Here is a 23,869-nt window from a genome sequence, read left to right as displayed (position 1 = left end):
GGTCGAGAGTACGCATGCCTGGCAACGACTGGATGGGGTCGGTTGTGATCCACGCAAGCCCGCTTTTAGCGCCCGCAATCCGCTGATACGCCTCATACACAGCAGGTTGCGAAAGTGCCGCGCGAATGCCCGATGTCGCTTGCGCCATGTCATTACCTCTTCGTTAGCCGCACATCCATGATGGGCTGCAGCGTAGCGGGAACATAGCCTGCCAGATGATGCACACGCAATTTCACCGCCGAGCGAATAGCAGCGACCATCCATTGTGCCCGGCGACCAGCGAATTCCTTATCCGTCAGCGCGCGTTCCAGCATCCATACCAACATTGCACGGTGGAAGCGCAAGGTCAGCGTCGCATCCTTCGCCGCAAAGCGTTTCACCTTGGGAACCGTAATCCAGTTGAGCGAACGCCAGACTCCCTTCGGGTCATCCATGCCCGTATTGCCCTCGATGCGATGTCGCATCACCCGGCATGTCAGCTCTTTGGTGAAGAATGTTGGGATATTGAAATGCGGTTCGTACGGGAATACGTAATTCGGGCACAGGAAGTGGTAACTGGCCCCCGGTTTCAGCACTTCCGATACCCGCCTGACTGCCTCATCCGGAAGGTCGATGTGCTCCATCACATTCAGCGAGAAGGCGAAGTCGAACCGCTTCTCGGAAATAAAGTCTTCCGCCTTGCATGGCGCGATGGTGGGTCGTGCTGCAGCCAATTCCAGCACGATGTCGCCAAGCTGTCTGAACTTGCCAAAACCTTCACCCGTCGGCTCGATGGCGGTGATGTCAAATCCCTCCGCCGCCAGTTGACAGCTGAGCAGAAGTACCCCCCCGCCCACTTCCAGCAATGCTGCACCGACAGGCAACCGCGCGAGGTCCTCGGACAGCCAGTCGCGTGCAAATCGGGCCTCGGCCGCCATCGTATCGAACAGTGAACGCAATTCTGGCGCGTGCGCATCAACATGTGAGCGGATACGGGCAAGGAATCCATCCATGCATGCGTTCACACGGTTCAGATTATTACTCAACGCAAACACCCATTGCGCGGTCGATCACGCCTCGTACGCTGGCCGGAACGCCCCAATACTGATACCTATCCGGGTGGGCCGGCGCATCAGCGTCTGCGCATCGATCAGCGCCTCGTTGCCGACCGCGATATGGTGCAGGATTACGAGTCATGAATGTCTCGCCGTGACGCGGTGATTCGTGATTGAACCAGATGCTGTTGACCGCGAGCAACCCATACAATTCGCGATAATTCCGTGTCGCCCAGCAGAAATAGACCTCGGCCGGGCTACCAGCGGCCACATATCCCTTCAGCGGGAGCTTAGCGAGATACGAGCCGTCCGGTCCTGTGATTCCGGTGATGAGCGCTCGCTTCACTGGGTTCCCGCTCCTGCCGGTCGCTCTTCGCCATGGCATAACGTCGGGGCGTGGCTGTGGGTTCATCCTAGATGTCGGTGCCCAGCGCCCTTTCGGCAACGACGTCCTGTTGTCGGTTGCCACGAGGAAGATCCGGTCTAGACTGCCCGGCGACCGCGTTGGCAACCATGGCGCTCTGCTACCGTTTCGCGCAGAACCGAGGAGAATCCAGATGAAGCGACCCCCGGAGGTGTTGCGCGGTGCCGTGACCGCGAGCCGGGAGCGGCTCTGGGCGATCGGCTCCCAATCCGAGCGCACCCTCATGCTCGGCACCATCCTGCTGGCGTCGGTGATTTCGGCGGCGACGGCGTACGCCCTCAGTCAGTGGTACGCGGTCGACGTCTTTTCCACTCTTTTGGTAGTCCCTGGGGACTGTTGGCTTGATTGGGGCATGAATATCGGTCGGCACTGCTTCAGCGACTACGCCATGGTCGCCGCCGCCGGGATTCAACCCAATCCCGCGGACTACCTGATCTCGCTACCCGCCGATTACCAGCCGACCGCGGTTGCTGCATGGGCCCCCGCCCGCATACCGTATGCGATTTTCGGACTACCCAGCCATTGGCTGGGTGCGCCGCGCTTGGGGCTGATCTGTTACCTGGTCGCCCTAACGATGGCGGTCATATCTCCCGCCATCTGGGCGGCCCGGGGGGCACGTGGTCTGGAGCGAGTGGTCATCTTCGTGACACTGGGCGCCGCGGCCATCCCGGCGTGGGGGGTCATCGATCGAGGCAACTCGACAGGGTTCGTGGTACCGATCGCGCTGGCTTACTTCGTGGCGTTGTCCCGACAGCGGTGGGGCCTCGCCACCATCACGGTGATCTTGGCCGTCCTGGTAAAGCCGCAGTTCGTCGTTCTCGGCGTGGTGTTGTTGGCGGCTCGACAATGGCGGTGGGCTGGTATCGGGATCACCGGCGTGGTGGTGTCCAATATCGCAGCCTTTCTGTTGTGGCCACGAGGCTTCCCGGGGACGATCGCACAGTCGATCCACGGCATCATCAAGTTCAATAGTTCGTTCGGAGGGCTTCGAGACCCGCGGAACGTGTCCTTTGGCAAGGCACTCCTGCTGATCCCCGATAGCATCAAGAACTATCAATCGGGCAAGATCCCAGAGGGTTTCCTCACTGGTCCGCGAACGCAGATCGGGTTTGCTGTCCTAGTCATAGTCGTGGTCGCCGTGCTGGCGCTCGGACGCCGTATCCCGCCTGTCATGGTGGGGATTGTGTTGCTCGCCACCGCCACCTTCTCCCCCGCGGACGTCGCCTTCTACTATCTCGTTTTCGTCTTGCCAATCGCTGCACTGGTAGCCCGAGACCCCAACGGGCCTCCTGGTGCTGGGATATTCGACCAACTCGCAGCCCATGGAGACCGCCGCCGCGCGGTCGGCGTCTGCGTGAGTTTGGCCGTGGCGCTGAGCATCGTCAACGTCGCGGTCCCGGGCCAGCCGTTCTACGTGCCGCTCTATGGACAGCTGGGAGCCAAAGGGGTAGTCGGTACCACGCCACTCGTTTTCACCACGGTGACATGGGCACCGTTCTTGTGGTTGGTCACGTGCGTAGTAATCATCGTCTCCTACGCGCGCAAACCCGCTCGCCCACATGACAGTCACAACGGGCCTACTCGGGAGAGCGACCAGGACACCGCTGCCAGCACCACCTCATGCTTACCCAATCCGGTTGAGGAGTCCTCACCACGGGGACCCGGCCCAATCTGCCAAAATTACACCCCATAGGCGGAGTCCGAGCTCACATCCGCCCAGGGGCTCAGTGGTTGGTAACCTGCCAACCGTGCAGCCTAACCACAACCCGAACCAGTGCCTACAGAACATGGCGCGCAACGGTTTACACTGATCCACGCACTCAATCGACATGGACCACGGCGCCACAACGAGGTACCACGCCAGCAACCGGAACGCTGCCGATCCCGTGGTGCGCCATACCGGGATAGGGCCCTGCAAACACTGATGGTCAACCCGCTAGAAGGCCGGTGACGGGCCTCGACCGAGTGGTATCCTCCCCCCAATCCCGATTCGGTGGCGAGGTTCTCGCCGCCGCGTAGTGCGGGTACGAACAAAGCGCGACACCTATCGACATCGCGACGCTGGGGGAAGACCAGGAATCGATCTCGTGAACGGAAGCGGATTTGATCATCAAGACAAAACCAGAAACGGATCGGCCGCGATATCTTTTTGCCAGCAACCTAGCCGCAGCCAGCCCTATATGATCGGATGCAATTATCTCACAGGAGACGATGCGACGTTCATCGCGCACCGGACGCCCCGGGTCGCGGCCCATCCTGGCCTTCCCGAGCACCATATTGAATATGTCGCAGAATCGCTTGAACTCGCTCCAGCGGAGCTGTCGCGGGCGCGACGTATTTGTTATTCTAAATTGGAGACACCGCGTTGAAGAAAGTCGCGATTGTTCAATCAAATTACATACCTTGGCGAGGATATTTTGACCTGATTGCATTCGTCGATGAATTCATCATCTATGATGACATGCAATATACCAAGCGTGATTGGCGAAACAGAAATCGGATCAAAACGAGCCAGGGGTTACAGTGGATAACTGTTCCCGTCCAGGTGAAGGGACGTTTCCATCAAAAGATACGTGAGACGCTGATCGACGGCACCGATTGGGCGAAAGCGCACTGGCGGGCACTAGAATTCAACTACAGCGCGGCCGCTCATTTTGCGGAGATCGCTGACTGGCTCGCGCCGATTTACCTCGAAGAACAGCACACGAATCTTTCCTTACTCAACAGGCGTCTATTGAATGCGATTTGCAGTTATCTCGGTATCAGCACGCGACTGGCAAATTCGTGGGACTACGAATTAGCCGACGGCAAGACCGAGAGACTGGCCAACCTCTGCCAACAGGCCGCAGCGACCGAATATGTCTCTGGCCCCTCAGCCCGTTCGTATGTCGATGAGCGCGTGTTCGACGAACTTAGCATCCGGGTAACTTGGTTCGATTATGACGGCTACCGCGATTATAAGCAATTGTGGGGAGGGTTCGAGCCCGCCGTGTCGATTCTGGATCTGCTCTTTAACGTCGGAGCCGAGGCTCCGGACTATTTGAGGTACTGTCGCCAGTGAAATTATCTATCGTCTCCACGCTTCCTTGCTCGGCGAACCGTGCCGGCGGGTTTTTGGGTCATTGCCCGCCGCAGCCTCGGCATGCAACTGTTGAAGGTATAGTCTCGGACCCACGCACCGACGCCCACACACACAAATCGTGAGGCAGCTTCATGGCGGAAGACGCAACGACCATGCTCGCTGACGTGGCCCGTTACTACGCATCGAAACTCGAAGCACACGGCACCCGCGCGGCGTCGATTGGAACGGCGAAGCCGGGCAGGCGTTGCGCTTTGACCAGCTGGTGCGCATTGTCAATGCGGCGGACCCATTTTCGATCAACGATCTAGGCTGTGGCTATGGGGCTCTACTGGACTACCTAGATGCGCGTGGCTTCAAAACTGATTACACCGGCATCGACGTCTCCCCCGAAATGGTGCGCGCGGCCGCACTACGTTTCGAAGGTCGGGCGAACGCAGACTTCATCTGCGCGGCGCGCATAGATCGGGAGGCGGACTATAGCGTCGCGAGTGGAATATTCAATGTTCGTCTGAAATCGTTGGACACGGAATGGTGCGCTCACATCGAAGCGACGCTCGACATGCTGAATGCCGCGAGTCGCCGTGGCTTCTCTTTTAATTGCCTGACATCTTATTCCGATGCATCAAAGATGCGCGACGACCTGTACTATGCTGACCCATGCGCCCTATTTGATCTCTGCAAGCGCAGGTACTCCAAGAGTGTTGCGCTTCTGCACGACTACGGCTTGTATGAATTCACAATTCTGGTTAGGAAGGCGTCATGACCAAACCATTGGTAATTTTTGGGAGCGGCGACATCGCTCAGCTCGCACATTACTACTTCACAAGGGATTCGGAATATGAGGTCGTCGCGTTCACAGTCGACCGAGACTATGCAAGCGTGTCCGAGTTTTGCGGCCTGCCTTTAGTGGCCTTCGACGAGGTCGCACAACGCTTTCCGCCGGAGTCCCACGCGATGTTCGTGGCGCTGGCCTACGCCAAACTGAACGGTGTGCGGAAGGAAAAATATCTTGCCGCTAAGGCTCTCGGCTACGAACTCGCCAGCTATGTGAGCTCCCACGCTACCGTCTTGAACGATGGGCGGATCGGTGAAAATGTCTTCCTGCTTGAAGACAACACTATCCAGCCATTCGTATCGATTGGCAACAACGTCACATTGTGGAGCGGCAATCATATCGGCCATCACTCGACGATTCACGATCACTGTTTTCTAGCGTCTCATATCGTCGTATCCGGTGGCGTGGTAATAGAGGAGCAATCTTTCATTGGCGTCAATGCAACGCTACGCGACCATATCACCATCGGTTCACGGTGTGTGGTCGGAGCGGGCGCCCTACTCCTTGGCGACGCTGACGCGGATGGTGTCTATATAGGAACCAAGACGGAGCGCCGTCCGGTGCCCAGCACGGAGTTGCGGAAGATATGAAGAAATAGTGAAGGCATGTTGGGATACCTGAAAAGGCTAGGGATCCGCCGGCCACAAGGAGAATTCTGGTGGATGTTCGACCCCGATCACCGAACACTTCAGCGCCCTGTTCGATGATTTGAGAAGTTGGCGTCGAGTGTCAGATCACAAAGTTCCATTCAATCGGCCGTACATGACCGGCCGGGAGCTCGCGTACATCGCCGAAGCGCATTCTTGCGGCCACCTGGCCGGCGATGGTCCCTTCACCCGGCGTAGCCATGCATGGCTCGAACAGCAGACCGGTTGTCGCAAGGCACTACTCACCCCCTCATGCACCGCCGCGCTGGAAATGATGGCGCTGCTTCTGGACATAGAGGAGGGGGACGAAGTCATACTGCCGTCATACACCTTTGTCTCTACCGCCAACGCCTTCGTGTTGCGCGGTGGTGTGCCAGTCTTTGTCGATATTCGGCCCGACACGCTCAACATTGATGAAACTCGCATCGTAGACGCCATCACCCCGCGAACCAAGGCCATCGTCCCCGTTCACTATGCCGGCGTGGCCTGCGAGATGGACGCGATCATGAAGATCGCCACGCACCACAACCTGGCGGTGGTCGAAGACGCGGCCCAAGGCGCGATGGCGTCGTATCGTGGGCGGGCGCTCGGCAGCATCGGCGACCTGGGAGCGCTCTCATTTCACGAGACCAAGAATGTGATTTCCGGCGAAGGCGGCGCCCTGCTTGTCAACTCATAAGACTTCCTGCTCCGGGCAGAGATTCTCAGGGAAAAGGGCACCAATCGCAGCCGCTTCCTTCGCAACGAGGTCGACAAATATACGTGGCAGGACAAAGGGTCTTCCTATTTGCCCAGCGAATTAGTCGCTGCCTTTCTATGGGCTCAGTTCGAGGAAGCCGAGCGGATCACGCGTATCCGATTGGACCTATGGAACCGGTATCATGAAAGCTTCGAATCATTGGAACAGCGGGGGCTCCTGCGCCGTCCGATCATCCCACAGGGCTGCTCTCACAACGCCCACATGTACTACGTGTTACTAGCGCCCAGCGCCGATCGGGAGGAGGTGCTGGCGCGTCTGACGAGCGAAGGTATAGGCGCGGTCTTTCATTACGTGCCGCTTCACGATTCGCCGGCCGGGCGTCGCTACGGCCGCACCAATGGCAACCTGACCGTCACCAACGACGTGGCTTCCCGCCTAATCCGTCTGCCGATGTGGGTTGGACTTCAGGAGGTAGATCAGAGCCGCGTTGTCGAGGCGCTCACGCGCATCCTGACGTTGCGCGCATGAAGATAAGCAGTGCGAAGGATACAATGAAGCCCTTAAAGGGCCTCGACGAGCAGTGAGTGATCGCGGCGACGACGATAATCCGGGAAATCATCGCTACCGCGGCAATAATGGTCTCAGCCTATTCGAGCGGGAAGCGCATCATCAGCCGCTAAACATCTATTGTCAGCCCTGATCAGTTCTCCAGCACCGCCAAACCGAACCCGGTGCGACCGTAGCCATCGCCCGAATAAAGCATAAAGCGCTGTCCCCTGTGATCGAACACGCAAGGATACTCGATCATATCCGAGTCCCAGCTATCTGGCGAAACGTCGATGCCCTCATCTTTGCCGAGTTGCCGCCAAGTCAAACCATCCTCCGATGTAGCGCAGTAAATCCGATATTTCGCACCGCGAGCGCAAAACCACATTCTGTATACTCCCGCATCGCGGACGACGTACGGCCTACAGGCCGCGCTATTGTCGGATCCGCTTGTGTCGATATGCACGCGATCCTGCTTTTCCCAGTGGACACCGTCCCTTGATTGCGCATACCTGATCACGTGAGGTATCTCGTCGGTGCCCTCTCCCCAGCCTAGATTTGAGCCATACCACATACGGTATGTCCCTCCATCTTGGATGACCCAGGGATAAGAAAGCGAGAATGGATCACGCTCGTCCAGCGCAACGACGGGAAAAGTAGACCATCGCTCGAATGGTGCACCTGCTTCGCTAATCGCCACGCCTATGGTGTTTTTCCAGGGCACGGTGACAGCGAGATTCCAGCCCGTGTAGTACAAAAGTCGCGTATCGCCGGCACGCACAATCGATCCGATTGACACCCCACAGTCGTCAAACATTCCTCGAGCGCCGGGGCGCAAAATCGGCTCCGCCGGAATGTCCAGAATCTTGCCGCCCACGGCGAGATCGACGATCACGCTACCGATACTGGAACGATTCTGACCATCGCGGCCGCTGAAATAGATGCGGAAAATATCACCCTCGATCCATTCAGGAACCGGTAGCGCAGCATGACTTCGCGACCAGTCGAGTTCGCCCGACGGAGCAAAAATTCTCCCGAGCTTTCGCCAGGCCATTACGCCACCGCAACGCCATCGGGACGCGCAAATTCTGCTTCCACGGCCTGTCTAAGTGGATCATCCGGCCACCTACAAAACACGGCACGCATCGAGCTTTCCCACCAACCTTTATCGGAAAAATTAGACATTTTTGCAGAACAGACATATGCGCTTAAAAGCGATCGTTTCATGTCGGGCTTTCAAATAGGCGCAACGGAATTCTCGCAAAACTAGCCTTGCCCCTTCCGATACAATCGCTTGTCCGGCGGCTGGTAATACTCGTCCAGATTGGTAACCACTCGACTGTACCATCCGAGCAGTTGCTGAGTACGCGCAGGCTGCTCCAGAACCACGGCGTCGCCCAGCGCGCGGACGTAGTCGATCTGCTGCTTGAAAAACGAGCGCGTAAACTGATGATTTATGGCCAAGCGGTCTTTGCCGGAGGTGTTTCGGCCAGCCGCATGCCAAAGCGTAGAGTCAAAAACGAACAACGAGCCCGCCGCGCATTGAACGGGAACGGCATTGCGCGCGAGGTAGGTATGGTCCGGTTTCTCTATGCGCTGGTGGCTCCCCGGCACTACGAGCGTTGCGCCGGTGTCTCGTGTAAAGGGATCGATGGCGAACATAATATTGACGGAGGCAATGTAACCGGACAGAACCCTGGGAAAGTCTTGGTGGAACGCATTCTGAAAAACGTCCGGCGTGGAGAAGGGCGGGAAGGACGGAAGGATAAAGCCATTCTGCAGATGTAAGATGGCCGTTTCAGATAGCACACGATCAACGATGCTTAGGACTTCGGGTATTTCAAGAAAGGTAAAGAAATGAGGGTCATACTTCATCATGAGTCGAAGAACACCGAGCTCACCGGCCCTTGCCAGCCGCTCTTTGCCAATCTCGGTAAGAATCCGCTCCTGTACACGATACATGCGATCACGGGTCGCTGCCAGTGACGCCTCATCAAGCACATCTTCTACAACCGCGTACCCGACGCAATTAAGAGCGTCTTGCACCTGATCGAGCGAAGTATTGTTTTCAACCTTTACAGGAATCATGCTACGCTTATTCACCTGTTGCCAGTTGCCAATCCCTCTGGCTCTGATGTGACGCGTTTCCCGTTCGACAGGTGCGCGGCCGGGAAGGCGGTCTTCAGAGAGGATGGCTCCCGGGTTGTTAAATCCGAACCGTAGATTCTTCGGATAATTGTGTATGGCCGCTGCTTAGTTTCGATGAAGACTTTGGATACATAAATTCCGACCAGCCCTATGCAGAAAATCGTCACACCCCCCAGCATCCAGATGGATACGATCACGGATGCCCACCCCGCTTGCAGAGCGCGAAAGAAAATTCGATCGATGATCAGATAGCCCGCGGCCGAGCTTGAAATAATAAAAATGGCCGCACCAAGATAGAAAATGAAGACTAGAGGTTTGTTGCTAAATGAAGTGACATTGTCGACCAGTGTCGCTACTTTACGCCTAAACGTGTATGTGGTCGTTCCTTTCCATGCCTTGTTTACGGACATGGGCACCTGGTAAAAACCAGTAATCTGCCACAGACCGGCAATCGAAAGTTCACGCTCCTGGTGCTGGACCAAGCTGCGTACATAGTCGGCTGTCATCAGCCGCACGGTGAGAGTATTTTCATGAAGCGGGGGGTCACACAGCAGGGCGGACGCCCGATAATGGATTTTCGGTCCGAAATTCCTCAACCAACCGCCGGGCCGCCGCGCGTGGCAACCAAATACTACGTCGGCGCCCGTCGAGATCAGCTTTTCATAGAACGGCTCTAGGAGAGCCGGGTCCTCTTCCAAGTCTGAGTCGATCAGAAAGACGAGATCCCCCGTGGCGTGCGCCAGGCCGGTCATCATCGCTTTGTGGTGGCCGAAATTTCGCGAAAGCTGAATTACCCGAACACAGGGGTCGCTGTCGAGCAGCGAGACGGCCTGCTGGAGCGCTGCGTCCGGCGAGCCGTCATCCACGAAGATGATCTCGACGTCAGGCGTGATTTTGTCCGCCGCCGCGCGCGCTCTCCTGTAGAACTCCAGCACGTAAGGCTCTGACATGTACATAGTCGTTACGATCGAGAGGCGCATCGCCGATCCATCCCCAATCCACCCCGTAGGGTATCTCCTCGGGATCATACGAGGGCCGAGTGGCGTCCGCGGCGGTTTTGGACTCGTTCGATCCAGGTTGTCGCTGCGGTCGTCGCTGCCGCCTTGGTCGGCCGGAGCGCTGGGCGTTTCGGCTGCTGATACAAACAGCACGCTACCTGTGACGTTGTTGAATGGCCGATGGTGCCGCCAGCCGACGACCGGCTCTCGTAGTTGATGACCACCGCCGGCGTCGCCGCACCACCCGGGTCGTGCTCATCGACCCCCACCGCCGGGCGCTTCTGGTCGAAGGTCGCAATCCCGACGACGAGCAACTCACGTGGATGATGGTCGGCAGCGGCATTGAGGACGGAGAGAATCCGGCCGAAGCTGCCGCGCGGCAAGTGCTCAAAGTGACCGGCCGTAGAGGGCTCCCCCGATGGCACCGGACTATTCTGGTGTGCCGCTGGCCGGTAAGAGCGGGTAAAAGAATGTGAGGGGACACGATGAGCAATCACACCTACCGAGTGATCGAGATCGTCGGGACCTCGCCCGACGGCGTCGACGCGGCAATCCAGGGCGGTCTGGCCCGAGCTGCGCAGACCATGCGCGCGCTGGACTGGTTCGAAGTACAGTCAATTCGAGGCCACCTGGTCGACGGAGCGGTCGCGCACTTCCAGGTGACTATGAAAGTCGGCTTCCGCCTGGAGGATTCCTGAACCTTCAAGCGCGGCCGATAACTGAGGTGCATCATTAAGCGACTTTTCCAGAACATCCTGACGCGCTCGAAACGCGGTTCAGCCGACGGTGGCTCCGCCGAGGCGCTGCCTCCAAAATCCCTGCGACAATTCGTCGGCGGCGCCTACAAGGAAGTCGGTGCTGAATTCGTCGGGTATCTGGTCGACCTGTGTGGGCTGCAGCCGGACGAAGCGGTGCTCGACGTCGGCTGCGGCTCGGGGCGGATGGCGTTGCCGCTCACCGGCTATCTGAACAGCGAGGGACGCTACGCCGGCTTCGATATCTCGCAGAAAGCCATCGCGTGGTGCCAGGAGCACATCACCTCGGCGCACCCCAACTTCCAGTTCGAGGTCTCCGACATCTACAACTCGCTGTACAACCCGAAAGGGAAATACCAGTCACTAGACTTTCGCTTTCCATATCCGGATGCGTCGTTCGATGTGGTGTTTCTTACCTCGGTGTTCACCCACATGTTTCCGCCGGACGTGGAGCACTATCTGGACGAGATCTCCCGCGTGCTGAAGCCCGGCGGACGATGCCTGTGCACGTACTTCTTGCTCAATGACGAGTCGTTAGCCCACATCGCGGAAGGAAAGAGTGCGCACAACTTCCAGCATGAGGGACCGGGTTATCGGACAATCCACAAGAAGCGGCCCGAAGAAGCAATCGGCTTGCCGGAGACCTTCGTCAGGGATGTCTATGGCAAGTTCGGCCTCGCCGTGCACGAACCATTGCACTACGGCTCATGGAGTGGCCGGGAACCACGCCTAAGCTTCCAGGACATCGTCATCGCGACCAAAACCGCGAGCTAGGTCGGCATCCGGGAAGCATCGCGACACCGTGGCGCCGAGCGCCGCTGCCGGCAGGCCGATTAGGCGGGCAGATTAGCCCGCCGCGGCTCCCGGCTCCGAGTACGGCGCCCCGAATGGCGTCACCGGCTGGTAACCACGCTTGCGCGCCTGGGCGGCGGCCTGCCGGATCAGGTGGTAGATGCCGACAAAGCCTGCGTGATCGGTCATCACCAACGGTGACAGCAGCCGGTTGTGCACCAGCGCGAACGCCACCCCGGTCTCCGGGTCTGTCCAGCCGATCGAGCCGCCCAAGCCCACATGACCAAACCCCGGCATCACGTTGCCGATCGGCATACCGTGATAGCCAAGATGAAAATTTAAGGGCACCAATAGATTTCGATCCGGCAGAACTTGCCGTCGGTTGCGGGTCAGGCCCGTGACCAGCTCCCGCGACAAGAACCGTATGCCGTCGATCTCGCCGCCGTTGGCGATTGCGCCGTACATCCGCGCCAGCGCTCGCGCCGTCGCCACCCCGTTGGCCGCGGGTATCTCGGCGTCCAGCAACGGCGCCTCGCCCTGCACGGCCGCGATGGCGCCGGGAAAATACATGGAGCGAAATCCGCCGGAGAACCGATGGGCGAGCCGGCGCATCGCACAGGTCAGCACCGCATTGGCGGCAATATCTTGCGGCATGATGATCTCGGCGACCCGCGTCGGCGCGTCGGCCGGCGGCCGACCCAGGTGCAAGCCGTCGGTGTCCAACGGCTCGGCAAGTTCCTCGCGGAACAGCAGGCGCATGTCCTTTCCGGTGACGGCCCTGGCCAGGCCCGACATCAACCAACCGAACGTCAGCGCGTGGTAGGCGGATTTGCCCAGCAGCCGCCCGGGCACCGCCGCCGCCAGCCGCTCTTCCATCACGACGTGATCCAGCAAGTCTTGCTGCGTCGCGCCACGCAATCCGGACAGGCCGGCCTGGTGTCGCATCACGTCACGAACCGTCAGGGTTGCCTTGCCGTTGGCGCCAAACGCCGGCCAATACTCGGCAACGGGAGCTTCGTAGTCGATCAGCCCCCGGTCGGCCAGCCGGTGGATGACCGTGGCCGTCATGCCCTTGGTCGCCGAGAACACCATCGGCGCGGAATCCGCCGACCACGGCACCCATCCGGCCCGATCAGCCCACCCCTTCCACACGTCGACGACCGGCTGCCCGTCGAGATACACCGCCAGCGCTCCGCCACCGAACCGGCGCCCCGGAAACATGCTGGCAAAGGCTCGAACGACGCACGCAAAGCGTGGGTCCGCCGCACCAAACACCCGCCGGCCCGCGTCCGGTCCGTCGTGGGACGAAACCGCGCGGTGATCGACTCCGGTGTCAACCATCACACGGTCGAACTTACGTGGATTTCGCAGCGACCATCGGCAAACACGGATTTATTTACCTATCCGTTAGGTTAGCTATCTCCAGTATTTGCTGAGCCGCCAGGGCCGGGGTCAGTTCGCCGGCGCGGACCCGACGCTCGAGCTCGGAGCGGACCTTGCGCACCGTCGGATTGGACCACACCCGATCCAGGACGGCGTCGCGAACCAGCTGCCAGGTCCAGTCGACCTGCTGATCGCGCCGACGGGCGTCGAATTCGCCGGCCCCGGTGAGCACCTGGCGATGACGCTCGACGGTGTCCCACAGCTCGGCCAGTCCCCTGCCCTCCACCGCGCTCATGGTGAGCACCGGTGGGCGCCACAGTGCTTCGCGAGGATAGATCAATCTGATCGCCGCCGACAGCTCCCGGGCGGCCAGCCGGGCCTCTTTGTGGTGCTCCCCGTCGGCCTTGTTCACCACCACGATGTCGGCGAGCTCCAGCACGCCCTTCTTGATGCCCTGCAACTGATCACCGGTGCGGGCCAAGGTCAGCAACACGAACGTGTCGACCATGTTGGCCACCGCGACCTCGGACTGGCCCACCCCGACGGTTTCGATCAGGATCACATCAAAACCGGCCGCCTCCAACAGCACCACCGTTTCCCGGGTGGCCCTCGTCACCCCACCCAGCGTTCCCGACGTCGGGGACGGCCGGATGTAGGCGTTCGGGTGCACCGCCAGCCGCGCCATCCGGGTTTTATCACCAAGAATCGATCCACCCGTGCGGGTCGACGACGGGTCGACCGCCAGCACCGCCACCCGATGCCCGCGCTCGATCAGATGCATGCCCAGCGCCTCGATGGCAGTCGACTTGCCCACCCCCGGGACCCCGGTGATGCCGACGCGATGGGCGTTCCCGGAGTCCGGCAGCAATCGCAGCAGCAGCTGTTGCGCCTGCTCACGATGGTCGGGGCGGGTCGACTCGACCAGTGTGATGGCCCGTGGCAGCGCCGCACGGTCACCGCCGCGCACGGCCGTCGCCAACCCGTCGACGGTGTCGTCGTCGTGGGATGCGGCCATCATGGCCACGGTAGCCCCAGCGCGGTCGCGAGCGCCGTGTTGATTTTGTTCATCGTCGCCGGCGTGACCTCACCGAGGTAGTCACCGAGCTCGTCTTTGCCGAGGGTCTCGATGTTGTCCGCGTTGACGTATCCGGTCAATGGATCGCTGGGGCCCATGGCGACCCAGGTCGGTATGGTTCTCCGCGTTGTTGTCAGGCGCACAGCCACCACGTCGGCGGTGTGACGGTTGCGGGCGTTGTTGGAGACGATGAGCCACGGTTTGGCCCCGTATCCGAGGTCGCATCGATAGACCTGACCACGCAACGGCGCGTTCACTGTGCCGAGCGCTGCTGCCTGGCGTTGCGCCGGGCCCGCGCGGCGCTCCGTTCGGCCTCAGACTCGTACGGGTACGCCGGATTGTCATGGATCGCGGCCGCGTAGGCGGCGTCGAGTTGCTCATCGTGTAGCGCCTCCCAGCGCTTGTTGATGGCGTCGACGATCGCCGCATTAGCGCTCCGGTATCCGCCTTTCACAATGTCTTGCAGGCGCTGGCGAGTTTGCTGGTCGAGCCGCACGGTCATCGAATGATCACGCACGCCCGAGATGATACCGGATAATGCAACCAGAAACGGCACCGCGGGCCTCTCGCTAATCCAGCGTGTACCCCAGCCGCTCGGCCAGCCTGTGCAGCAGGTCAATCGCCGCGTCGGCAATCACCGTCCCCGGCGGGAAAATGGCGGTGGCCCCGGCGGCGTACAGCTCGTCGAAGTCGCCCGGCGGGATGACACCACCGACCACGATCATGATGTCGGGCCTGCCCACCTGCGCCAACGCGTCGCGCAGCGCCGGCACCAGCGTCAGATGGCCGGCGGCCAGCGAGGACACCCCGATCACGTGCACGTCGTTGTCGGCGGCCTGACGCGCCACCTCCTCGGGGGTGGAAAACAGCGACCCCACGTCGACGTCGAACCCGATGTCGGCGAACGCGGTCGCGATCACCTTCTGCCCGCGGTCGTGGCCGTCCTGGCCCATCTTGGCGATCAGAATCCTGGGCCGGCGGCCGTCGGCCTCGGCGAACTTCTCCACTAGCTCGGTTGCGGCTGCGATGTTGGGGGCCTTTCCAACTTCGTCGCGGTAGACCCCGGAAATGGTACGGATCTCGGCCCGGTGCCGTCCGTACACCTTCTCCAGCGCTTCGGAGATCTCGCCCACGGTGGCCTGGGCCCGGGCGGCGTCGATGGCCAGGGCCAGCAGATTATTGCCCAGCCCGTCTGCTCCGGCGCGTCCTTGCTCGGCGGCGGCGCGGGTCAGCTCGGCCAGCGCGGCCCGTACCGCCGGCTCGTCCCGGCCTGCCCGCAGCCGCTGCAGTTTGGCCAGCTGCTCGGCGCGCACCCGGCTGTTTTCGACCTTGAGCACCTCGATCTCGTGGTCCTCGGGCACCTGGTATTTGTTCACCCCGACCACCGGTTGCTGACCGGAGTCGATGCGGGCCTGGGTGCGCGCGGCCGCCTCCTCGATGCGCAGCTTGGGGATGCCGTCGCTGATGGCCTGCGCCATGCCGCCATGTTCAGCGACCTCGGCGATGTGCGCCCGGGCTCGCCGCGCGAGCCGATGGGTCAGCCACTCCACATAGTAGGAGCCCCCCCACGGGTCGATCGGCCGCGTGGTGCCCGACTCCTGCTGCAACACCAGCTGGGTGTTGCGCGCGATGCGGGCCGAAAAATCGGTGGGCAGCGCCAGCGCCTCGTCCAGGGCGTTGGTGTGCAGCGACTGGGTGTGCCCCTGGGTGGCGGCCATCGCCTCGATGCATGTGCGCGCCACGTTGTTGAACACATCCTGGGCGGTCAGTGACCACCCCGATGTTTGCGAATGTGTACGCAGCGAAAGGGATTTGGCGCTCTTGGGCGCGAACTGTGCGACCAGCTCACTCCACAGCAACCGGCCGGCCCGCAGTTTGGCGACCTCCATAAAGAAATTCATCCCGATGCCCCAGAAGAACGATAGCCGGGGCGCGAAGCTGTCGATGTCCAGGCCGGCGTTCAGGCCCGCCCTGATGTAGTCGACGCCGTCGGCCAGGGTGTAGGCCAGCTCCAAATCCGCCGTGGCACCGGCTTCTTGGATGTGATAGCCGGAAATGGAGATGGAGTTGAACTTGGGCATCTTGGCGCTGGTGTAGGCGAAGATGTCGGAGATGATCCGCATCGACGGCTTCGGCGGATAGATGTAGGTGTTGCGGACCATGAACTCTTTGAGGATGTCGTTCTGGATGGTGCCGGCCAGCTGCTCCGGCGCCACGCCCTGCTCCTCGGCGGCAACCACATACAGCGCCAGGATCGGCAGCACCGCACCGTTCATCGTCATCGACACGCTCACGGTCGACAGGTCGATGCCGTCGAACAGCTGTCGCATGTCGAGAATGGAATCGATTGCCACACCGGCCATTCCGACATCGCCCTGCACGCGGGGATGGTCGGAGTCGTAGCCGCGGTGGGTGGCCAGATCGAAGGCCACCGACAGCCCCTTCTGGCCGGCGGCCAGGTTGCGTCGGTAAAACGCATTGGAATCCGCGGCGGTGGAAAACCCGGCGTACTGGCGGATGGTCCACGGCTGGTTCACATACATCGTCGGATAGGGGCCGCGCACAAAGGGGGGCTCGCCCGGGAAGCTGTGCAGCGGGTAGCCCTCGGCTTCGGCGGCGGCCCGGTCGGCGGCGATGTATACCGGTGTGACGTCAATGCCTTCCGGCGTGTGCCACACCAACTGTTCGGGCGTGTACCCGTGCGCCGCCGCGGCGGCGGCGACATGCGTGTGCACCGCGGCCTCTGTGGGCGATTGCGCGGCACGCTCGCTATGCAGCGGAACGCCGGCGAAGCTGCCGATCACGGGTGTCTTGGTTGTCATCTAGGCCCCCAACCGCGTCAGCAGATTCGACAAGGCTTGCACCACATTGATTTTCGCGGTCAAAAACTCGTCGGGCCGGTGTGCGGCATCTCCCAACGCCTTCTCGGGACCCGCGAGGTACACCCTCGAAACACCGGCGGCTCGGGCCGCTTGCACAATGTCGGCAACCTCGTCCCGGTAGCGCGCATCGGTGCCGCAGATCACGGCAACGCTGGGCGAACCGGCATCGGCAACGGCATTCCCGACGGTGCCCGCATCAACCGTTCCCGGGTCGATCGCCTCGATGCCGCCGGACGCCAGCAGGTTGGTGGCGAAGGTCGTCCGGATGTTGTGCTCGGCCAGCGGACCCAACGGCAGCAACAGCACCCGCGGCCGTGCGCCAGTGCGGGCTAGGTGGTGATCGGATCGATCGCGCAATGCTTCGAATCCGGCAGCGTAGCGGCGCACCGGCGATGTCGGATCACCGGGCGGCAGCGCGGGTTCGCCCAGGTTCGGGTATTCGTTGACGCCGGTGATCGCCAGGCGCCGATGGGCGATGTCGTCGGCGCGGCGGGCGGCGCACTCGGCGATCTGGCCGGCCAGGAAGTCGTGGGCCTCGACGAAGCCGCCACGGGCCTCGATGGCCTGGAAACGCTGCCAGGCGCGCCGAGCCAGCCGGTCGGTGAGCTCTTCGACGAACCACGACCCGCCGGCGGGATCGAGCACCCTGCCGACATGCGACTCTTCTAAAAGCAGCAGTTGGGTGTTGCGAGCGATCCGGCGCGCAAAGCCGGCCGCCGTGCCGGGAAAGCCGCCGGGAATCGCCACGTCGAACGGGTGCACCAGCACGGTGTCCGCGCCACCGACACCGGCGCCGAAGGCCGCCAGCGTGCAGCGCAGCATGTTCACCCACGGATCACGCTGGGTCATCATCGGTAGCGACGTCTCCGCGTGCACGACGGCCGCGCCGCCACCCGGGTCGCCCACGACCTCGGCGACCCGCGCCCACAGTTGACGTAGAGCCCGCATCTTGGCCAGCGTCATGAACTGGTCGTCGTCGGCGGCGAGCCGGAAGCTGATCTGCCGCAGCGCGTCACTCACCACGAGCCCGGATTCGGTGAGCACCCGCAGGTAGGCCACCGCGGCCGCGACGGTGGCCGCGAGTTCGGTGGCCGCGGTCGCGCCCAGGTTGTGGAAGGCCGGTCCGTCGACGGTGATCGCACGAAGCCCACGTTCGCCGGCCGCCCGGGATGCGACCGCGACGACCTCCTCGATCGGCGGGGCGGGACGATCGCGCAGCGACGCCGTCAGCGGGTCGGCGCCCAGGTCGATCGACAGGGTGTCGCGCTGGCCGGGATCGAGCTGGGCGACCAGCGCCAGCATGACGTCGCAGGCCGGGCGGTAGTCGGCGCCGGCGTCGAGGATGACCGGCGCCAGGTTCAGATACACCCCGGACAGCAGCGCCGTGAGCCGGTCAGGCGCCACACCCGACTCCCCCACCCGGATCAGCAGCGCGCTGACCCCCTCGCCGAGCGCGGCCAGCACCGCCGCGTTGGTGTCGGCCGTCGCACCGTTGGCGGGAAACGCCTCGGCGACCTTCCAGCCGGAATGCACGTCGCGCAGCGGGTCTCCGCCGCGCACAAAGGGCCACTGGCCCGGCAACGGCGGCTCCGGGAGCTCGTCGAACGCGGTGTAGAGGGCCCGGATGGCGAACCCGTCAGCGGTCTGGGTATCCAGCAGCCGCTCGGGGTGATCGCCGAGTTGTGCTGAGTCGGTACGGTTGCTCTTGGACAGCACACCGGCAACCGCGTTGCGCCAGCGCCCGCGAACCTGTTCTAGGTCGGCACGCTCGGGTACATCAATGGACACCGACTGCTCCTGTTTTCCCAGCAATTAGCGATGTTGCTTGGGCTTGCTTCGGGATTGTCACTTAACTAATAAGGCTAGTTGATCGGGACGCCCATATAGACGCCCAGGTGCGGCAATCGCGGCCGGAGTGTGACGAAACGCCAGCCTGGGGAAACGAGTTATTCATGTTGACCCCGTACGCTCCGAAGACGTGACGGCTCCCGCCATCTGCAACACCACCGAAACCGTGCACGGTATCGCCACCTCGCTCGGCGCGGTCGCGCGTCAGGCGTCGCTGCCGCGCATCGTGGGAACAGTGGTGGGAATCACAGTACTGGTAGTGGTCGCGCTGCTGGTTCCGGTGCCCACTGCGGTGGAATTGCGCGACTGGGCCAAGTCACTGGGCGCGTGGTTCCCGCTGGCATTTTTGCTGGTGCATACCGTCGTCACGGTGCCGCCATTCCCCCGCACCGCGTTCACGTTGGCCGCCGGGCTGTTGTTCGGCTCTGTGGTGGGCGTATTCATCGCGGTGGTCGGCAGCACCGCTAGCGCGGTAATCGCGATGCTGCTGGTGCGTGCCACCGGCTGGCAGCTGAACAGTCTGGTGCGCCGCCGAGCGATCAACCGGCTGGACGAGCGTCTGCGTGAGCGAGGCTGGCTGGCCATCTTGTCGCTGCGGCTCATTCCCGTCGTCCCGTTCGCGGCGATCAACTATGCCGCCGGCGCCTCGGGCGTGCGGATCCTGTCCTTCGCCTGGGCGACCTTGGCAGGCTTGCTCCCCGGCACCGCGGCGGTGGTCATCCTGGGCGACGCGTTCGCCGGTAGCGGTAGCCCGCTGCTGATCCTGGTGTCGGTATGCACGGGCGCGCTAGGTCTGACTGGGCTCGTCTATGAGATCCGCAATTATCGACGGCAGCACCGACGCATGCCGGGTTACGACGACCCTGTGCGCGAGCCGGCTCTCATTTGATAAACCTTCGGTCGGGGTCAGCGCATCAGCGCGTGCAAATTTGGCGTGGCAGCTCGATGCCGTCAACGCACCGCGCTACGTTCGGTCGGCCAGCATTCTCGTGTCGGGAAGCAGAGGTCACGGCCACTGACCTTGCCCCTGTAACTGGGCCTCGAACAACGGAGCCTCTACGCGGAGGACGTCTTTTCCGTTAGTGCCCGAATATCCGGCATCGGCACTAAGGATTGTCCGACACACGAACGTAGGACGGCGCTGATGTAGGGCCTTTGGTGGGGTTATTCTTCGACGGCACCCAAGTTTCGACCCGCGACGGCATTTGAAAATGGTGCATCCACCAACACGTCGGATCCGAAGCCCGCAGCCGGTTACGCATCCCGACCAACACCGTGGGATGCAACGACGGCGCGTGCACCGTCAACCCCGCCGCGGCCTCCCAACGCAGATCAAGGGCCAACCGGTCACAAGGCTCCCGATCCGACAACCCCTAATAGGCCTGCAACAGCATCACCGTCCCAAGCATGTCAGCGGCGGTTGGCCTACGTCACCATGCCCGCCTTCGGGTGGTCCCGCGGGGTGCCTCATCTGCCGATGTTGTTGGCGGACCCGGTCGGTATCACCGCCAGCACCAACACAACGCAGACGAAGACCTGCACGTTTCTCCTCGACGGCGGTTGCTCGATCTCCGGTCTGTCGATCGCGTACAAGATGTAGACAATGGCCACGTCGAGTGTGATCATCACCCACCAGCGAGTCCAGTCGACAGCGGTGATGAACAGCGGAACCAGCAATGCCGATGCCAGCACCGGCAACGCCAGATTGCCGCGCAGTTCGGCAAAGAAGGTTCTGACCGGCACGGCGGAGACATAGCGGATCATCGATGTCGTGGCAACGAAGAACAGCAACCCGAGGAGGAATGCACCGAATAGTGCGCGGAAGCCAACCACGGCCACCAGCTTTGCAGAGGTAATCCAGTCGAGGTTAAACCACGGGGTCACATGCTCGCACACCCAATCGTGGTAATCTGCATGGCTCTCGACACGACCGAATATGTAATCGAGAACTCGCTGCGGTGTCGTTGCAACCGCCCACGGATTTTCGACCATCCCATGCGGGATATGGGCACACAACTGGTCCGCGATATCGCGACGCCCGACCACAGCGAGCAACAATACTGAGACGGTCCCCGGACCGATGGCCAACGCAGTACAGATTCGCCTTGTCGCACCTGTCGCATTCTTCGACAACACGATTATCGCCAGCACCGCGCCGAGTGCGAATTCCAGTGGAATCGCTTCGTGTATGAGCGCCAGCACGGCCATCGTAAGTCCGTACAGCGTACTGAGGATCACCCGGGTTCGAGAGGTGTGGGCCCTGGTCAGAAAAATGCTGAAGGCTACCAACGCGGTCATCCCGAAGAGTTCCGGATGTGGATTATAGATGGCGTAAGAAAAGGCAAAGGGTAGCACCGGAACGAGGAGGGCAAGCATTATCCTGCGCTCGGACCGGTTGCCCGTGGAAAGGATAAGCCACACCACGACGGCAAGGGCGATCAGCCACACCGTGATAGACGTCCACAGAACGGTATAGGCGCCGGCAAAGAAATGATCGCCGGTCAACATGCGAATCAGTTCACCGCCCAGCCCGCGACGTACAAACCCGAATTCATAGCTGGCCGCGTAATAATGCAACCACAGGATGGCATTCGGAAAGACAGCTTCGACAAAATACACATGCCAGATACCCCACACGACCAACCAGGTCGACACCAGGACATATACCCGAGCGCGTTTGTCAGCGAGTTGAGCGTATTTCACGAGGATTTCTGCACTGCCCAGTGTCGCTTGGTCGGCACCGCCAATGCCTTTGACAGCAAAGCACTGTGACACACCATAACGACCCTCCGCGCCCCAAGGTCGAAAAAGAGACTAACCGACGCAGAATGGCGGTGGCAACGGGTTCGGCTCCACGGATCGCTCGCCAATCCAGTGTGTACCCCAGCCGCTCGGCCAGCCTTCGTAGCAGGTCGATTGTGGCGTCAGCGATCCCGTCCCAGGAGGGAATGGGGCGGCCCCGGCGCCATCAGGTTGTTGCCGAGCCCGCTAGTACCGGCACAACCGCGGGCGGCCGCGGCGCGGCTCAGCTCGGCTAGTGCGGCGTCGACCCTGACCCGATCCCGACTTGAGCGCAATTCGTACAGTTTGGCCAGCTGCTCGGCGCGCACCCGGCTGTTTTCGACCTTGAGCACCTCGACCTCACCGACCGACACACCACTGCCATAGGTCGAGTTGCGCCTCCATGCTTAAGTGCGCTCCGGCCCCTTTGCCGTCATCAGCGCGAACAACGTCAGGAATGACGCCGCCGGAATCGCATTAACAACGCGATCTCGCACCCGGACATGTGCCCCCACGGCGAGGATGAAGTACAACGTCAACATCGCTGTCGTCAGCCGCGCCAAGGCCGGGAATCGGGTGACCGACAACAAACCGACCGCAGAGGCGGCCTTGACCACCGGCAGCACCGGGCGAACGCTGACCGGAACGTCCAAGTCGTCGAGTAACCTGGCGATAGGTGGCAGCGGGATGGCGCACGCCACCGCGTCGCCCGCCTGCAGAGCTGCCAGTACCGCATAGGTTTTCGGTGAGGTCAAACCACTCATCGGACCACTCTATTGAGTCAACCTGGGGGGCGTCCCCAGCGAACCCTCGACCGGCTTGCGGGCTATCGCCTCGGCTGTAGCCACCGCCCGAGCGATCGACGGGTCGGTATCGGTGGAGAACCAGCCGGCGACCTCGGCGTCGTCACCGTCGGCCGCGTGCTTGGGCTGGTCTTCGACCGGGGACGGCTCGAACCGGAACACCCCGTCCTCACCCGGCTTGCCCAGCAGCCTGGTGAACCCCTGCAGTGCGGCGTTGAAGTCGCTGGGCACCACCCATACCTTGTTGGCGTCCCCACGCGCCATCTCCGGCAGCGTCTGCAGGTATTGGTAGGCCAGCATCTCCGGGGTGGGCCGGCCAGCCTTGATCGCGGCGAACGTCTTCTCGATGGCCTTGGCCTGCCCTTGCGCCTGCAGGTAGGCCGCGGCGCGCTCACCCTGAGCGCGCAGCATCCGAGACTGCCGATCGGCCTCAGCAGCCAAGATCGCGGCCTGCTTGGCGCCCTCGGCGGCCAGGATCTGCGCCTGCTTTTGCCCCTCGGCCTGTTTTATCGCCGCCTCCCGGGTACCTTCGGCGGTCAGAATCATCGCTCGCTTCTCCCGGTCGGCCTTCATCTGCTTTTCCATCGACGCCTGAATCGACGGCGGCGGATCGATGCTGCGCAGCTCCACCCGCGCCACCCGCAGACCCCAGCGGCCGGTCGCCTCATCGAGAACGCCGCGCAGCTGGGCGTTGATCTGGTCACGCGAGGTCAACGTCTGCTCCAGCGTCATCCCGCCGACAACGTTGCGCAGGGTGGTGGTGGTGAGCTGTTCGACCCCGACGATGTAATTGCTGATCTCGTACACCGCCGCCTGCGGAACGGTCACCTGGAAGTAGACGACGGTGTCGATGTTCAGCGTCAAGTTGTCCTCGGTGATCACCGGTTGCGGCGGAAACGACACCACCCGCTCGCGCAGGTCCACCCGAGCCCGGACGCGGTCGATGAACGGCACCAACAGCGTCAACTGCCCACTGACCGTACGACTATAGCGACCCAGCCGCTCGATCACCGCGGCCTCCGCCTGCGGGATCAGCGCCACCGACTTGGCCACCACGATGATGGCGAAAATCACCAGGACGGCCAGAAACACCAGACCAGCAACGGCTCCTTGCACCGGAATTCCTTTCTCGAGTC

24 protein-coding genes and 1 pseudogene are annotated in these 23,869 nt (G+C 61.8%); 8 read left to right on the top strand and 17 right to left on the bottom strand.

All coding sequences use genetic code 11. From position 1 onward, the window contains the following. Nucleotides 1–152: 152 nt before the first annotated feature. Both Rv1509 and Rv1508A read right to left on the bottom strand, forming a co-directional pair. A complete protein-coding gene (locus tag Rv1509; protein ID NP_216025.1) occupies nt 153–1,034 on the bottom strand; it encodes a hypothetical protein in 882 nt (293 codons plus the stop codon). Continuing rightward, the gene (locus Rv1508A) at nt 1,018–1,380 is read right to left on the bottom strand and encodes a hypothetical protein (RefSeq protein ID YP_177649.1); all 363 of its coding nucleotides are present in this window, start codon (nt 1,378–1,380) and stop codon (nt 1,018–1,020) included. The genes Rv1509 and Rv1508A overlap by 17 nt, the downstream gene beginning before the upstream one ends. On the opposite strand from Rv1508A, the gene Rv1508c reads away from it, so the two are divergent. Next, entirely contained in the window at nt 1,352–3,151 is a 1,800-nt protein-coding gene (locus Rv1508c) for a membrane protein (RefSeq protein NP_216024.1), read from the top strand. The two genes, Rv1508A and Rv1508c, sit on opposite strands and share 29 nt — an antisense overlap. A gap of 235 nt (nt 3,152–3,386) precedes the next feature. Here Rv1508c and Rv1507A read toward each other — a convergent pair whose 3' ends face one another. Beyond that, complete coding sequence (locus Rv1507A) at nt 3,387–3,890, bottom strand: hypothetical protein (RefSeq protein YP_177648.1); 504 nt, start codon at nt 3,888–3,890, stop codon at nt 3,387–3,389. Between Rv1507A and Rv1507c the strand changes: the two genes are divergently transcribed. The 4 genes and pseudogenes from Rv1507c to Rv1503c all read left to right on the top strand — a co-directional run bounded on the left by Rv1507c (nt 3,824) and on the right by Rv1503c (nt 7,250). Continuing rightward, nucleotides 3,824–4,519, top strand: a complete 696-nt coding sequence (locus tag Rv1507c) for a hypothetical protein (protein NP_216023.1) — start codon at nt 3,824–3,826, stop codon at nt 4,517–4,519. The genes Rv1507A and Rv1507c overlap by 67 nt on opposite strands. Before the next feature lie 283 nt (nt 4,520–4,802). Beyond that, nucleotides 4,803–5,303 (top strand): hypothetical protein, encoded by a 501-nt coding sequence (locus tag Rv1506c; RefSeq protein ID NP_216022.1) that lies wholly within the window; start codon nt 4,803–4,805, stop codon nt 5,301–5,303. Next, on the top strand, nt 5,300–5,965 hold the full coding sequence (locus tag Rv1505c) for a hypothetical protein (protein NP_216021.1): 666 nt from the start codon (nt 5,300–5,302) through the stop codon (nt 5,963–5,965). Before Rv1506c ends, Rv1505c begins: the two co-directional genes overlap by 4 nt. Nucleotides 5,966–6,101: 136 nt before the next feature. Next, a pseudogene (locus Rv1503c) lies at nt 6,102–7,250 on the top strand. A gap of 172 nt (nt 7,251–7,422) precedes the next feature. Here Rv1503c and Rv1502 read toward each other — a convergent pair. The 4 genes from Rv1502 to Rv1499 all read right to left on the bottom strand — a co-directional run bounded on the left by Rv1502 (nt 7,423) and on the right by Rv1499 (nt 10,839). Then, on the bottom strand, nt 7,423–8,322 hold the full coding sequence (locus Rv1502) for a hypothetical protein (protein NP_216018.1): 900 nt from the start codon (nt 8,320–8,322) through the stop codon (nt 7,423–7,425). 212 nt (nt 8,323–8,534) lie between these two features. Next, a complete protein-coding gene (locus tag Rv1501) occupies nt 8,535–9,356 on the bottom strand; it encodes a hypothetical protein (RefSeq protein NP_216017.1) in 822 nt (273 codons plus the stop codon). 11 nt (nt 9,357–9,367) lie between these two features. After that, nucleotides 9,368–10,396, bottom strand: coding sequence for a glycosyltransferase (locus Rv1500; RefSeq protein NP_216016.1), 1,029 nt, complete (start codon nt 10,394–10,396; stop codon nt 9,368–9,370). Between the two features lie 44 nt (nt 10,397–10,440). Next, nucleotides 10,441–10,839 (bottom strand): hypothetical protein, encoded by a 399-nt coding sequence (locus Rv1499; RefSeq protein ID NP_216015.2) that lies wholly within the window; start codon nt 10,837–10,839, stop codon nt 10,441–10,443. Between the two features lie 60 nt (nt 10,840–10,899). Here Rv1499 and Rv1498A point away from each other — a divergent pair, with 60 nt between their 5' ends. Both Rv1498A and Rv1498c read left to right on the top strand, forming a co-directional pair. Next, entirely contained in the window at nt 10,900–11,112 is a 213-nt protein-coding gene (locus tag Rv1498A) for a hypothetical protein (RefSeq protein ID YP_177647.1), read from the top strand. Between the two features lie 213 nt (nt 11,113–11,325). Then, nucleotides 11,326–11,943, top strand: a complete 618-nt coding sequence (locus Rv1498c; protein NP_216014.1) for a methyltransferase — start codon at nt 11,326–11,328, stop codon at nt 11,941–11,943. A 72-nt stretch (nt 11,944–12,015) separates the two neighbouring features. Here Rv1498c and lipL read toward each other — a convergent pair whose 3' ends face one another. Genes lipL through mutA form a run of 6 tightly spaced genes read right to left on the bottom strand, consistent with a single transcriptional unit; the run spans nt 12,016 to nt 19,089 of the window. Continuing rightward, nucleotides 12,016–13,305 carry an esterase LipL gene (gene lipL / locus Rv1497; protein NP_216013.1) on the bottom strand — a complete coding sequence of 430 codons (1,290 nt, stop codon included), beginning with the start codon at nt 13,303–13,305 and terminating at the stop codon, nt 12,016–12,018. A 52-nt stretch (nt 13,306–13,357) separates the two neighbouring features. Next, the gene (locus Rv1496; protein NP_216012.1) at nt 13,358–14,362 is read right to left on the bottom strand and encodes a transport system kinase; all 1,005 of its coding nucleotides are present in this window, start codon (nt 14,360–14,362) and stop codon (nt 13,358–13,360) included. Further along, nucleotides 14,359–14,676: an mRNA interferase MazF4 gene (mazF4, locus tag Rv1495; RefSeq protein NP_216011.1), complete on the bottom strand. Its 318-nt coding sequence runs from the start codon at nt 14,674–14,676 to the stop codon at nt 14,359–14,361. Before mazF4 ends, Rv1496 begins: the two co-directional genes overlap by 4 nt. Further along, nucleotides 14,673–14,975 (bottom strand): antitoxin MazE4, encoded by a 303-nt coding sequence (mazE4, locus tag Rv1494; protein ID NP_216010.1) that lies wholly within the window; start codon nt 14,973–14,975, stop codon nt 14,673–14,675. Before mazE4 ends, mazF4 begins: the two co-directional genes overlap by 4 nt. A gap of 13 nt (nt 14,976–14,988) precedes the next feature. Continuing rightward, complete coding sequence (gene mutB / locus Rv1493) at nt 14,989–17,241, bottom strand: methylmalonyl-CoA mutase large subunit (protein ID NP_216009.1); 2,253 nt, start codon at nt 17,239–17,241, stop codon at nt 14,989–14,991. Then, entirely contained in the window at nt 17,242–19,089 is a 1,848-nt protein-coding gene (gene mutA / locus Rv1492; protein ID NP_216008.1) for a methylmalonyl-CoA mutase small subunit, read from the bottom strand. Between the two features lie 190 nt (nt 19,090–19,279). Between mutA and Rv1491c the strand changes: the two genes are divergently transcribed. Next, the gene (locus Rv1491c; protein NP_216007.1) at nt 19,280–20,038 is read left to right on the top strand and encodes a TVP38/TMEM64 family membrane protein; all 759 of its coding nucleotides are present in this window, start codon (nt 19,280–19,282) and stop codon (nt 20,036–20,038) included. Between the two features lie 578 nt (nt 20,039–20,616). On the opposite strand, the gene Rv1490 is transcribed toward Rv1491c, so the two are convergent. From Rv1490 to Rv1488, 4 genes are all read right to left on the bottom strand, one after another. Further along, a complete protein-coding gene (locus tag Rv1490; protein NP_216006.1) occupies nt 20,617–21,924 on the bottom strand; it encodes a membrane protein in 1,308 nt (435 codons plus the stop codon). A gap of 149 nt (nt 21,925–22,073) precedes the next feature. After that, the gene (locus tag Rv1489A) at nt 22,074–22,304 is read right to left on the bottom strand and encodes a hypothetical protein (RefSeq protein YP_177646.1); all 231 of its coding nucleotides are present in this window, start codon (nt 22,302–22,304) and stop codon (nt 22,074–22,076) included. 33 nt (nt 22,305–22,337) lie between these two features. Continuing rightward, the gene (locus Rv1489) at nt 22,338–22,694 is read right to left on the bottom strand and encodes a hypothetical protein (RefSeq protein YP_177645.1); all 357 of its coding nucleotides are present in this window, start codon (nt 22,692–22,694) and stop codon (nt 22,338–22,340) included. A gap of 9 nt (nt 22,695–22,703) precedes the next feature. Further along, complete coding sequence (locus Rv1488; RefSeq protein ID NP_216004.1) at nt 22,704–23,849, bottom strand: hypothetical protein; 1,146 nt, start codon at nt 23,847–23,849, stop codon at nt 22,704–22,706. Nucleotides 23,850–23,869: the final 20 nt, after the last annotated feature.

The organism is Mycobacterium tuberculosis H37Rv (genome assembly GCF_000195955.2).
Classification (GTDB): domain Bacteria; phylum Actinomycetota; class Actinomycetes; order Mycobacteriales; family Mycobacteriaceae; genus Mycobacterium; species Mycobacterium tuberculosis.
The sequence above is the reverse complement of the archived record's forward strand: the minus strand, read 5'-3'. Positions and strand labels throughout refer to the sequence as shown.